We start from the raw sequence: 12,498 nt of genomic DNA, 5'->3' as shown, positions 1-12,498 counted from the left end.
CTGCAGAGGCTGGTCAACCCAAATCCCTCGCGTCGCTGGCGAAAGACCGGACTGCGCGTAAGTCTTGATGGGCGAACTGGCGGGCACGACGAGGACCAGAGGCGACTGCAGCATCACGCTTATCGGCGTCAGCTTCTGCGGATCGACGATGCCAAGCTTGGTATAGACGATTGCGGAGCTTACGGCGTAGGCTACTGTGCGCACACAGTAACCTACGCAACCGCGCTCGGAACGCACGGCATCCGGGTTGCAGAGAGGCCTAGCGCACGGTCTTGAAGGCCGCGCGCAGTTCCTCGGCGAACAGTTGCGGTTGTTCCCATGCCGCGAAATGCCCGCCCTTGGACACCTGGTTGTAGTAGTAGAGCGACGGGTAGGCCTGCTTGCTCCAGGTTTCGGGCGCACGGTAGATCTCATGCGGGAACACTGTAATCGCTACCGGCACCTTGATGTCGCGCGTTTTCTGGGCTTCGGCGCTGAAGTTATTGTTGTTGTTCTCCCAATAGAACCGAGACGACGATGCGCCGGTGTTCGTCAGCCAGTACAGCGTGATGTCGTTCAGGATCGCGTCGCGCGTCAGCACGCGCTCGGGCATGCCGTCACTGTCGCTCCACTGGGCGATCTTTTCGTATGTCCATGCGGCCAGGCCCGACGGAGAGTCCGACAACGAATAGCCGATGGTCTGCGGACGCGTGACCATCATCGCGCCGTATGCGGCATTGCGGCCGAAGAACGTGCTCAGCGATTGGTAGGCGTCGCGTTCAGCGGGCGTCAGTTCCGTCGGCGCCGGGTCGCCGGCCAGGATCGACTTCATGAGACCGCCGGGCACGGTGGCAGGCATGTTGAGGTGGATCGCACGCAGGCCCGCCGGTGCCTGACGGGCGAGGGCGTCGGAGATCACCGAGCCGTGATCGCCGCCTTGCGATACGTAGTGCGTATAGCCGAGGCGCTTCATCAGGACATCCCATGCGCGGGCGGTGCGGTCGGGGTTCCAGCCGAGCTCTGTGGGCCGGCCCGAGAAACCATAGCCGGGAATCGACGGGATGATGACGTCGAACGCGTCCTCCGCCTTGCCGCCATATTTCTCGGGATCAGTCAGCGGCCCGATCGTATTGACGAACTCAAAGATGGAACCGGGCCAGCCGTGCGTCAGGATCACGGGCAAGGCGTTGGGGTTGCGAGAACGCACGTGGATGAAGTGGATATCGACGCCATCGATCTTCGTGACGAACTGCGGCAGCGCATTGAGCTGTGCCTCGGCCTTGCGCCAGTCGTACTTGGTGCCCCAGTAGCGGACCAGTTCGCGGACCTGCGTGGTCTGAACGCCCTGCGAATCGTCGTTGACGATTTCCTTGTCGGGCCAGCGCGTGGCGGCGATGCGCTTGCGCAGGTCGTTCAGCTGGGCCTGCGGTACGTGGGCCTTGAAGGGGCGGATGCTGTCGTCGGCGTTGGTGGATTTTGCGGCCACCGCTTTCGGGGCGGCATCGACCGCCCTGGCGGGTTGTACGTATCCGGCAAAGGCGAGCGATGCGGTAGCGGCCGCGATAGCGAACGGGAAGCGTGGGAGGCTGCGGATGACTGCGTTTGACACTTTGGTTCTCCTTGTTGATTTCGTCAATTTACAGGTACGTTTGTGCAACCCTACGGAGTCTATCGATCCCATTCGAGCCAAGGTTGTCAGCCGGGAGTGGGTTTTGCATCGAGACGTATCGTTGGGCGATGCAGATACAGAGCGATACACAATGCCGGGCCAGTGGCGTTCGTTCCGCGAGGAAATGAGGGCGGTGCGAATCGTCTCGCAATGCGTGGTCCGGATCCACAGGGGGCATCGATGCATGGACGCGACGCACTGGGAGGCGCAGCGGTTGGGTGCATTTCATTGCCGGGCGGCTACCGGAACGCCAGGCACCGGGAAGTTACCGCGCCGGTACGGTCTTGCTCGCCGCAAGCAATCTCTGAATTTCAGCTTCCGTTTCCTTGTACCGTCCCTCGCCATAGTGCTGATAGACGATGCGGCCGGTGGTATCGATCAGGTATGTGGCGGGCCAGTATTGGTTACGATACGCCGACCACGTGCCGTACATGTTGTCCTGCGCCACCGGATAGCGGATATCGAACCGCTTGAGCGCGGCCTGCACATTGGCCGTCGATTTCTCGAATGGGAACTCGGGCGTGTGCACGCCCACCACCACCAGGCCCTGGTCCTTGTATTTTTCGTACCACTGCTTCACGTATGGCAACGTGTTCACGCAGTTGATGCACGAGTACGTCCAGAAATCCACCAGCACCACCTTGCCGCGCAGTTGCTGCATCGTCAGCGGCTCGGAATTCAGCCAATGGTCGATATTCACGAATTCCGGTGCCTTGCCCTGATCGCCCACCTTGGGGCTCTCAGCGATGGCACCCGTGCCGAACGTATAGATGGCAGCGATGGCTGAGGCCGCCAGGAAGACGCGGATGAGGTTGCGCATGATTCGGGTGTCCGCAGGGAAATGAAGTCGGAAGTGATGTCCCTCATCCGCCCATGGAGGACGAGGGACACATGGGTCAGACCAGCACGGTCTCGATGTGGATGTTGCCGTGCAGCGCCTTCGAGTACGGACACGTACGGTGCGCGGTGTCCACCAGCGATTGGGCCACTTCGCGGTCGATGCCGGGGATGACCGTGGATTGGCGATGGTTGGGCGACGTGCCGGACTCAGGCGTAGGCGCCATCGAGGTACGGATCGACCGAGCGGGCGGGATCGGCCGACACCCCGGTGCGGTCCGTGCCCGCAACGGTGTGTGCGCCGTCATGGTACGGATCCACGGTGCGCGCGCCGTCGAAGTACGGGCTGCGCTGGTCCTGCACGGCACGGGCGCCGTCGCTGAACACGTCGTGGGTATCCTGGATGGTGCGGGCGCCATCTGAATACGGGTCACGGGCACCGAGGACGGAAGCCTGCGCGCCGGCAGCGGCGGCAGCGAGGGACAGAGCGAGGACGAGGCGCTTGGCGAAGTTCTTGGACATGATCGTTATCCTTTGCGTTGAATGAGGTTGCGTGGTTTGCGTGGTGTGTTGCCGGTAAGCTGAAGCAGCGTTTTCGCTTTGTCTGTTGTGCGTTGCGCTGCCACGGAACGTATTTAAGGCGTCCCACGTATCGCGCTCGTAGCGCCTTTGGGGTCCTTATGTCAGGGCACGTATCGGTGCGACGGCCTGATACAAGGGCATACAAAAAGCCGGGGGTGGGAAAGCGTTTGGAAAACCTGGAAGGGCGGGAGCGTGCAGCGCGAGGTGGCGCCAAAACGACATGGCCGCACCGGAAACCGGCGCGGCCACAATAGGGAAGGCAAAGAGGCGACTGCGATGGCCGAAAGGGGCCAGAAGAAGATTGCGAGGTCAGGCGATGCGAATCTCGGCCACCAGGCCGCCGCTTTCACGATTGCGCAGCTTAAGCGAGCCACCCACGGCCACGGCAAGCTGGTGAGCGATGGCCAGGCCCAGGCCCGTGCCGCCGGTTTCGCGGTTGCGCGATTCCTCCAGCCTGACAAATGGCTGCCTGTGGTCGCTGGGAGTCTGATGCCAAAACTCCGTCATTCCGAGCGCAGTCCCTGAAACCGGTGAGGGCACCGCCGTCGCGTGATGCAGTGAACGCACAGCGATTCCGGCTGTAGTCCCTGCTTGTTGCAGCGCCTACGGCGTCTCATTCGCTTGGTCCTTAAGCCATTGTCGAAAGACCTGCAGCGATGGTAATTGCGCGGACTCTTCCGGGTACACCAAATAGTAGCCTTTTGGGTAGCGCCACATACGACGCGACAGGCGTTTCAATCGTCCGAGCGCAATCATGTCGTCGGTCATGTAGGGGGGGAGTAGCGCTACGCCCATTCCGGCAACGGACGCATTTAGCGCCATCGACATGATCTCGTAGCGAGGACCTTCGCGCGTGGCGTCGCCCTCGATGCCTTCGAGCCTGAACCATTCGTCCCATGCGCCAGGCAAGGTCTGATGGTGAATCAGCGCCGAACGGGGCGTATCCGGGTTGATCGCCTTGCCATGCCTGCGGATCCATTCCGGTGCGGCGTAGGGCGAAAGCATTAGCGGCAGCACAAATTCATTGTGAAGTCCTTCGCGCTGTCCATCGCCAAACTCCAGCGATGCGTCCACAGCCGTGGTGCGGAAGTCCACTGGCCCGACACGCGTGCCGAGATTCAGTGTGATCTCGCCGTGGTCTCTCGTGAAGCCGGGCAGGCGCGGAATCAGCCAGTAGGTGCCAACGGATGCGCCGGCCGATAGCGAAAGCGCTCCGCCTCGCCCTTTCAGCGCAATAACATTGGCCGTCGCGCGTTCCAGCCTTTGCAGCAGCGGCGCAATCTCGTTCAGGTAGTAGCGGCCGGCGTCGGTCAGCACCAGCGCATCGCGCCGGCGCGTGAACAGTCTGACCCCGAGCCTGTCTTCCAGTGTCTGGATCTGCCGGCTTACCGCCCCCTGCGTGAGCCGCAGTTCCTTTGCCGCCGCCGTGAACGAATGCAGCCGGGCGCTGGCTTCCAGGCACAACAGGGACATCGTGGAGGGGGCGCGTACGTTGAAGTTCATTGGGGGCAGGAGCGTGCGCGTTGGATTCGGTACCGGCATCCATGAGGAAATCTCATACTAGCCTCAGGAAACATGGTTTGTCCAACACCCGCTGCGAATCTACGATCCGTGGGGTATATGGGGTGTTTCCAACGACAAGAGAGGCAGGAGAAAGGCCAATGACCACCAGACGCTTAACACGGCGCGAGATGATGAAACTGGGGCTCGCCGCCGCATCACTGGGCCTGCCGGGCGTGTCACGGGCCGCCGGCTGGCCCGCCCGCCCGGTTCGGCTCGTCTTGCCGTCCGCCGCGGGCGGCTCGCCGGATGCCCTGTGCCGGATCCTGGCCGAAGAGCTTTCGGTGTCACTGGGGCAGCCGTTCATCGTCGACAATAAGCCCGGCGGGGCAGGGAACGTGGGCATGGTGGACCTGGTCAACGCTGCCGCGGATGGTTACACGATCGGTTACGGCAACGTCGGCACGCTCGCCATCAACAAGTCGCTGTTCCGGAAGCTGCCCTACGATCCGGACAAGCAGCTCGTGCCCGTGGCCCTGCTTGGCTATGTCCAAAACGCATTGGTGGTGCGCAAGGACCTGGGTGTGAACAGTGTCCAGGCGCTCGTCGCGCTGGCCAAGGCCAAGCCCGGCACGCTGACGATGGGGTCCGCGGGCAACGGCACAACTGGGCATCTGAGCGGAGAACTGTTCAAGAGCATGACCGGGGCGTCGATGACCCACGTGCCCTATCGCGGCAGCCCGCAAGCGATTCAGGACCTGATGGGCGGGCAGGTCGATCTGATGTTCGACAATCTCAGCTCCATTTCGCCGCACATCAAGGCGGGCCGGCTCAAGGCGCTGGCGGTGACCGGCGCACAGCGCAGCGGCCTGTTCCCCGACATTCCGACGCTAACCGAATCGGGCGTGCCTGGCTACGACATCGTGGCCTGGGGCGGCATCGTGGCGCCCGCCAAAACGCCGTCAGACATCGTCGCCCGGCTGAACAGTGCCATCAATGCCAGCCTAACCAAGCCGGCCGTGCGTGACCGCTATGCCGCCATCGGCTTCGAGACACTGACCGGCCCGCCCGCGCGGCTGACCGAGCGTGTGGCGCGCGAAACGCCACTTTGGGCTGGCGTCATCAGGCGCTCCGGCGCGCAAGTGGACTGACCTTTCAAACATTTCCCCTCAGATCGCATCATGAAGACTTCCATTCGCGCATGCCTGGCGTGGCTCGCCCTGGCGCCGATGTTCGCACTACCCTCGGCTGCCCAGCAGGCCAAAGGGCAGCCTGAGCCGTCCGGCAATACCCGCAAGCCCGGTGTTGTCATCCTCGCAACTGGCGGCACGATCGTCAGCTCGACGCGCTCGCCCACGGACATGGCCAACTACAGCGGCGCCCTGGCCGGCGTCGATTCGCTGTTGAAGGCGGTGCCGCAGATTCACGACTATGCCAACGTGCGGGCCGAGCAGATTGTCAACGTCGGCAGCAACGTCATCAGCAGCGAAAACATTCTCAACCTTGCCAAGCGGGTGAACGCCGTACTGGCGGAACCCGATGTGGCGGGCGTCGTCGTGACGCACGGCACGGACACGATGGAGGAAACGGCATATTTCCTAAGCCTCGCCACGCGGTCGAGCAAGCCGGTTGTCATCACAGGGTCGATGCGGCCTGCCACGTCGCTGAGCGCGGATGGCCCGGTCAACCTGCTAAACGCGGTCATGGTAGCGGCCGATCCGGGCTCGCGTGACCGTGGCGTCATGGTCGTGATGAACGACCGCATCAGCGCGGCACGGTACGTGACAAAGATGAACACGCTGAACGTGGACACGATGGGCGCGCTGGAGCAAGGCTACCTTGGCGCCATTGCCGGCGAGCGCGTGCTCTATTACTTCGAGCCGGCACGCGCCAAGGGAGAGCTGTACTTCGACGTTTCTTCCGTCACGAAGCTGCCGCTGGTGGAGCTGGTCTATCGCTACCAGGGGCAGGAAATGCAGCTCGTGCGCGATGCGGTGAAGGAGGGTGCGCAGGGCGTGGTCATCGGGTTCACCGGCAATGGAAACGCCAGTCCCGACCACGAGGCGATGATTCGGGAGTTCGGCAGCAAGGGGATTCCGATTGTGCGAAGCTCCCGCGCGGTGAGCGGCATCGTGACGCCCAAGGTATCGGGCAGCATGGCCACCGGCAGCCTGTCCGCGCAGAAGGCACGCATCCTACTGATGCTTGCGCTGACCCGGACAAGGGATCTGGGGCAGATCTCAGAGTTCTTCGCGCAACAATGAATGCCGGGGCAAGCGCATGACTACGACGCTGGATCTGATTATCGAAGGCGGCACCGTCATCGACGGCACTGGCGCGCCCCGTCGCCGCCTGGACGTGGGTATCGCGGGGGACCGCATCGTTCGCCTCGGGGACCTGTCGGGTGTCCCGGCAGCCAGGCGCTTCGATGCGTCCGGGCGCATCGTCGCCCCAGGCTTTATCGACGTACATACGCATGATGACCGGCTCCTGCTCGATGCGCCGGAGGGGCCGCATCCAAAGCTGTCGCAAGGCGTGACAACGGTCATCACCGGTAATTGCGGCATCAGCCTGGCGCCGCTGCAATTGGCGGGGGCGCCCCCCGCGCCGCTCGACCTGCTTGGCACAGGCGCCTGGCGATACGAGAATTTCGGCGACTATCTGGACGACCTTGAGGCGGCCCGGCCGGCGGTCAATGCCGCCTGTCTGGTCGGCCATTCGACGCTGCGGGTAAGGCGCATGGACCGGCTCGACCGGGTTGCCACGGCCGGCGAGCAGCGCTTGATGGCGGCCGATCTCGACGCTGCGCTGGCAGCGGGCGCCATCGGCATGTCCACCGGGCTTTATTACCCGCCCGCCAGGGCGGCGGACGCTGCCGAAGTGATCGCGGTCGGCGCGCCGCTGACCAATGCCCAGGGCATCATCACGATGCATATGCGGGATGAGGGCGACGCCATCGTCGACGCGTTGACCGAGTCGCTGCAGATCGGCTACGCGCTCGGCATCGAAATCGTGCTGTCACACCATAAGCTGGTGGGCAAGGCCAATCATGGGCGATCCGTGGAAACGCTGGCCATGATCGAAGCTGCCGGCAGGAAGCAGTCGGTCTGCCTGGACTGCTACCCCTACAACGCGTCATCAACCATGCTGCTACCGGCGCGTATCGCCCAGTCCGACGACGTCCGTGTGACGTGGTCGAAGGCCGATCCCAGCGCCGCAGGCCAGTCACTGTTCGCATTGGCCCGGGAGCGTGGCACGTCGCCCGAGGCGCTTGCCGAGGCGCTGCAGCCAGCGGGCGCCATCTACTTCGCCATGAACGAAGACGATGTGAGCCGCATCCTGCAGTACCCGGCGACGATGGTTGGCTCCGATGGCCTGGCGCACGACGTGAGTCCACATCCCCGGCTCTGGGGCACCTTTCCCCGTGTGCTGGGGCACTATGCGCGCGATCGCGGGCTGTTCCCGCTGGAAACTGCCGTTCACAAGATGACGGGGTTGAGCGCCAGCCGCTTTGCCCTCGCAGGGCGGGGCGTTGTCGCCGAAAACCATTTCGCCGACATCGTCGTGTTCGACGCACAGACGGTGAGCGATGCGGCCACGTTTGACCACCCCACGGCGGTCAGCACCGGTATCAAGGCGGTGTTCGTCAACGGCAAGCTTGCTTGCCAGGACGGGCAATCCATGAATGTGCACGCGGGCAGCGTGCTGCGCCACCGGCGCGCAACATAGAACGTGTCCGTCCAAGGTCCGCAGCACGCGGCCCGGTCCCCATGACATGGGATCTCAAGCGCTGACGCCGTAGCGAGGAGGCCACGCAAAGAGCAGGCGAAATTTAAGTCGGTGGCAGTCTCCGGCGCGCGAGTGATGGATCTCCTATCGCAACGGTGACACTTGTAATTCGGTCTACGCCCTGTGGCTCCCTCACCCTCCATGCCAACCGCTTGAGGCGGTCACTTTGCCGCTTGGGAGGAACCAGAGCTGTTCAGCGCCGAGTCGCGCTCCGGGTTTCGATCACTACGCAATGTGTAAGAATCTGCGTCGCTCGCCGACCAACAGCCCGGGCCGCCCTCGTCAAATCGGACGACCGAGATTGCGCGTGATTCGGCCAGTCGATAGGCACTCGACTACTGGCCGGAACTGGCCGATCTCGGTCGTCAGCGGCCCTTGCTGCGTGCCGCGTGGCGTAGTGGCGGCGACCGACCCTTCTCGGCCGTTCAATTGACAGAGTGCCAATGGCCGTTTAGGTGCTCAGTAGCTCAGTAGCGGGCCTTTCGCGCGCTGTATGAGTTTCGTGGACCGAAAAAAAAGTGGCCAGCTATCGCTGGCCATCTTCCTACCCATGCGGCCTCATCATTGCAGGCTCTGCAGCTCCTGCGTGTACACCTTCATGAAAGTCGCATTCGAGAAGCCAGCGGCGTAGCCGTAGTTGGATACCCATTTCACCATGCGGCCGAGTTCCGGAGACCACCAGCTGGTGATCGTTTCCGAGTACGTGGCGGTACCGAGATTGCCGTTAGGCAATTGAGTGTCGTTCGAGTTCGTGTACGTGATCACGTAGTTGATGCGCAGCGCGTTGAACGTGCCGGCGGCCGTCGTGATGGGCTCGTAGCCCGCCACATTGGCCTGGACGTTACCTGTTTCATGATAGCCGGCCGCGCAGCTGTAGTTCCACGAATCGGTCCACGTCTTGCCGACGTACAGCGGGAAACTGTAGAGATTGCGCTTGGGCGCGTACGTGCACACGTTGTTATTGCTCAGGTACGTGCGCGTCAGGCGGTTGCGGTCCTGATCCTGCGTGTAGCTTTGGTACGGCGTGTTGGTGTCGACGTTGAGACCGGTGACCGAAGCAATGCCGTTGTAGACCGCCGTCGTCGTGTAGGCGATGTGCTGCGTACCACTGCCGCCACCGAGACGTTGCGATGTTTCGGCGAACGTGGCCACTTCGCCAACCTTGTGGGCAGGTGCAGCGTAGCGCTGCGGCGCCACGGTCAGATTCAGCTTGAACACCTTGCTGGCATCGCTCGCCAGCGTTGCCGTCAACTGGATGGTGTCGCCTGTCGGGCTGATTAGATTGCCGGACCAGTTGGTGTCGTTCAGTGTCTGGTTGGCTACCGTGGTCAGGTTGCTGGTGATGACCGCCTGCCACCTGACCGGTGCACTCGTCCGCAGCGCGATGTAGTCACCCGACTGCACGTTGAGCGTCGCGGCTTGGCCGGTACCGACCGACGTTCCTTGCGTAGTGCTGCCCGACGCGCTGACGTTCAGCGTGCCGCCGCCGCCATCGTCCCCGCCACCGCCACCGCCGCACGCACAAAGCATCGCGGCCAGCGCGCAGCTGGCCATCCATTTACCCATTCCCTTCATGATTTCCCCTAACGACTCTTTTCAGTTTTCTAGGGCTTGGGATCCTTATTCGCATTCCAAAGCCGGGGCAAATTTTAGAAGGGAGTGATGTGCGCGACGCTCCCGACCGAAGAGGGGCTTGACTCCGTGTGCCTGAATGACCGGTCGTAACTCATCAACGAACTGTCTTTATGCCGATCCCCGGCGGCTGCTCATGGCCGATCTCGGCCCTCCGCCTACCCCGACGGGAGCTGGCTGGCGCCAAAGGCGACGACCGACTCATAGCGCAAATTCGCCTTGTCACAAAGCTGCCGTTCAACGAGCAAGCTCAGCCGCGCCGACGTACCGGCGGCGGCTGCAGCGGTTCGTTAGGCATCACGCTGCAACGAAGGACGAGCAGGCTTTGAGCAAGGTGGCCACCACTTACAAAGGTTGAGGATGACCGCTTACTGACTGGAATCCATGTCAATGAAAAAGGTACTCGCGGGAGAGTGTCATTGATCGCCGACCCTGCCCGTCAACTCTCGGGGTCATCCCCGAACTCGCGGAGTTCCTGCGAGCAGCGGCACGCTTTGGCAATCTTCGCAGCCCACAGGATGGCGGCTTCGCGCGATGGGAGCTGCAGGATACAGAAGCCGCCGTCGAACTCCTTGGTCTGGGGATAAGTTTCGTTTGTGACCGTGCCGTCTGAGGCGACCATGAGCGGTGCGACATCCGCGTTGATACCACCACCGAACACGTACACGCCTGCAGCCTTCGCCTCGCGTACGACCTGGCGCGCAGCTTCGCCCACGGCGTCAAGCGACTCGGCGGGAACTTTCATCGCCGTTGCAGGAAAGGAGATAAGGTATTTCGTCATCGTGCTGTCCTCCGGTTGAGGTCGGTGATGTTTGTGAGGCGTGACGGGTGATGGGGCGATGTGGGGCGCACCTGGTACGGATGATCGCACGCTCCTGTGAAGGCATGACGATCACTGGGGGCTGTCAGCGTTTTTGTGTTCAGAGCACTTAAAGGCTCACCGTCAACTTAGCCGGTGGGCCAGCATTATCTCAGCGATGCGGGTGGGTGAAGCGTTCCTCATAGAGAATCGCAAACTGGTTCATGGCAGCCTTCCAGTCATGCGTTGAACTGCCCCACTTGCAGGTGATGTTGCGCAGGGCCAGCCATAGCAGTTTGGTTGCAGCCTCGTCGCTAGGGAAGTGCCCGCGCGTCTTGATGATCTTGCGCAGTTGCGCATTGATGCTCTCAATGGCGTTGGTCGTGTAGATGATCTTGCGGATTGCCGGTGGGAACGTAAAGAACGGGATCACCTGTTCCCAGGCGCGACGCCAGGCCGCGGCGATCGGCGGGTACTTCTGAGCCCATTCGCTCTGCTCGAAGACCGCCAGTTCGGCCAGCGCCGACTCAACAGTGGGCGCGGTGTACACGGGCTTGAGCGCTGCCGCGACGGTGCGGCGCTCTTTCCAACCGGCGTAGTTCACGCTGTTTCGGATCAGGTGCACGATGCAAGTCTGCAGCGTCGTGTCCGGGAACACCGCGTTCAAAGCCTGTTCCATGCCCTTGAGGCCATCCGTGACCGCGATCAGGATGTCCTGCGTGCCACGGGTCTTCAGGTCGTTGAACACCTTCATCCAGAACTTGGCGCCTTCGGTGCTCTCGATCCACAGGCCCAGGATGTCGCGCGTGCCGTCGGGCAGCACACCCAAGGCCAGATAGACGGCCTTGTTGCGCACCACGCCGTCCTCGCGCATCTTGACCCGCAGCGCGTCGAAGAAGACCACCGGGTACATCGCCTCCAGCGGGCGGGCTTGCCAGGTGGTGACCTCGTCCATGACCGCATCGGTGACCGAACTGATGAACTCGGGCGAGACCTCGGTGCCGTACTGTTCGGCCAGAAACGCCTGGATCTCGCGCACAGTCATGCCCCGGGCGTACATGGCGATGATCTTGTCGTCGAACCCGGTGAAGCGCCGCTCGTGCTTGGGGATCAGAATCGGATCGAAACTGCCGTCGCGGTCGCGCGGGATGTCCACTCGCAACGGACCATCCTCGGTCAAGACCGTCTTAGCGCTCTTGCCATTGCGTTGATTGGCCGTGCCGGCTGGGCGTTCAGCGCCAGCCGGGTAGCCCAGATGATGGCCGAGCTCGGCGCCCAAGGCCCGCTCGATGAGGGCCTTCCTGAACGCCATTGAGGCGTCCTGAACGGCCTCGGCAGTCATTGGGCCCTTACGAAATGGGCGATCAGATCCTCGGGAATGGTCGGCAGCTCACGATCGGCGGCCTGGCTCGTCTTGTTTCTACGTGGCATGACATGCTCCTTGGCGACATGTTATGCCCTAAACACAAAATTTCTGACAGGCTCGATCACTGCCCCACGCGCCTCCACGGCAACAACCGCTAAATTCCTTCTAATCCGAAGACTTCCGCCGTGTGCTCCACAAGATTAAGCCAGACAGCTCTCCCGCAGGACTGCGACCGGCGCCCGGAGCCAGCCAGCCGATTGGTGTCCATAAACACCGTTTCTATGGCACATGCTTTCCCTACATAGCGCCCCCGGCCAGCCGCCTTTGCTGCAATCTAATGTGCTC

Annotated in this window: 9 protein-coding genes and 3 pseudogenes; 3 read left to right on the top strand and 9 right to left on the bottom strand. The window is 62.6% G+C overall.

Features of this window, described 5'->3' with window-relative positions; translation table 11 throughout:
• Positions 1 to 259: 259 nt before the first annotated feature.
• The 6 genes and pseudogenes from GA0116996_RS11040 to GA0116996_RS11015 all read right to left on the bottom strand — a co-directional run bounded on the left by GA0116996_RS11040 (position 260) and on the right by GA0116996_RS11015 (position 4,570).
• Complete coding sequence (locus tag GA0116996_RS11040; RefSeq protein ID WP_425248311.1) at positions 260 to 1,573, bottom strand: epoxide hydrolase family protein; 1,314 nt, start codon at positions 1,571 to 1,573, stop codon at positions 260 to 262.
• Positions 1,574 to 1,913: 340 nt separating this feature from the next.
• Complete coding sequence (locus GA0116996_RS11035; RefSeq protein ID WP_092310682.1) at positions 1,914 to 2,468, bottom strand: thioredoxin family protein; 555 nt, start codon at positions 2,466 to 2,468, stop codon at positions 1,914 to 1,916.
• A gap of 76 nt (positions 2,469 to 2,544) precedes the next feature.
• Positions 2,545 to 2,673, bottom strand: a pseudogene (locus tag GA0116996_RS11030) (peroxiredoxin); the annotation flags it as partial.
• Between the two features lie 22 nt (positions 2,674 to 2,695).
• A complete protein-coding gene (locus tag GA0116996_RS11025; RefSeq protein WP_092310679.1) occupies positions 2,696 to 3,007 on the bottom strand; it encodes a hydroxyquinol 1,2-dioxygenase in 312 nt (103 codons plus the stop codon).
• Positions 3,008 to 3,376: 369 nt separating this feature from the next.
• Positions 3,377 to 3,532 (bottom strand): annotated as a pseudogene (locus GA0116996_RS11020) (ATP-binding protein); the annotation flags it as partial.
• A 138-nt stretch (positions 3,533 to 3,670) separates the two neighbouring features.
• Positions 3,671 to 4,570: a LysR substrate-binding domain-containing protein gene (locus tag GA0116996_RS11015; RefSeq protein ID WP_243419673.1), complete on the bottom strand. Its 900-nt coding sequence runs from the start codon at positions 4,568 to 4,570 to the stop codon at positions 3,671 to 3,673.
• Between the two features lie 158 nt (positions 4,571 to 4,728).
• Here GA0116996_RS11015 and GA0116996_RS11010 point away from each other — a divergent pair, with 158 nt between their 5' ends.
• Genes GA0116996_RS11010 through GA0116996_RS11000 form a run of 3 tightly spaced genes read left to right on the top strand, consistent with a single transcriptional unit; the run spans position 4,729 to position 8,296 of the window.
• A complete protein-coding gene (locus tag GA0116996_RS11010) occupies positions 4,729 to 5,718 on the top strand; it encodes a Bug family tripartite tricarboxylate transporter substrate binding protein (RefSeq protein ID WP_092310673.1) in 990 nt (329 codons plus the stop codon).
• Positions 5,719 to 5,748: 30 nt separating this feature from the next.
• Positions 5,749 to 6,831 carry an asparaginase gene (locus GA0116996_RS11005; RefSeq protein ID WP_092310671.1) on the top strand — a complete coding sequence of 361 codons (1,083 nt, stop codon included), beginning with the start codon at positions 5,749 to 5,751 and terminating at the stop codon, positions 6,829 to 6,831.
• A gap of 16 nt (positions 6,832 to 6,847) precedes the next feature.
• On the top strand, positions 6,848 to 8,296 hold the full coding sequence (locus GA0116996_RS11000) for an N-acyl-D-amino-acid deacylase family protein (RefSeq protein WP_092310668.1): 1,449 nt from the start codon (positions 6,848 to 6,850) through the stop codon (positions 8,294 to 8,296).
• Positions 8,297 to 8,917: 621 nt separating this feature from the next.
• On the opposite strand, the gene GA0116996_RS10995 is transcribed toward GA0116996_RS11000, so the two are convergent.
• The 3 genes and pseudogenes from GA0116996_RS10995 to GA0116996_RS10985 all read right to left on the bottom strand — a co-directional run bounded on the left by GA0116996_RS10995 (position 8,918) and on the right by GA0116996_RS10985 (position 12,218).
• Entirely contained in the window at positions 8,918 to 9,931 is a 1,014-nt protein-coding gene (locus GA0116996_RS10995) for a hypothetical protein (RefSeq protein ID WP_141693727.1), read from the bottom strand.
• Positions 9,932 to 10,427: 496 nt separating this feature from the next.
• Entirely contained in the window at positions 10,428 to 10,769 is a 342-nt protein-coding gene (locus GA0116996_RS10990) for a YciI family protein (RefSeq protein WP_167355493.1), read from the bottom strand.
• A gap of 190 nt (positions 10,770 to 10,959) precedes the next feature.
• Positions 10,960 to 12,218: pseudogene (locus tag GA0116996_RS10985) on the bottom strand (IS256 family transposase).
• Positions 12,219 to 12,498 lie beyond the last annotated feature (280 nt).

The sequence above is a fragment of the Cupriavidus alkaliphilus genome (assembly GCF_900094595.1).
Taxonomy (GTDB): Bacteria; Pseudomonadota; Gammaproteobacteria; order Burkholderiales; family Burkholderiaceae; genus Cupriavidus; species Cupriavidus alkaliphilus.
Note: the sequence above shows the minus strand (reverse complement) of the source record. Positions and strands in the feature narration are given on the sequence as shown.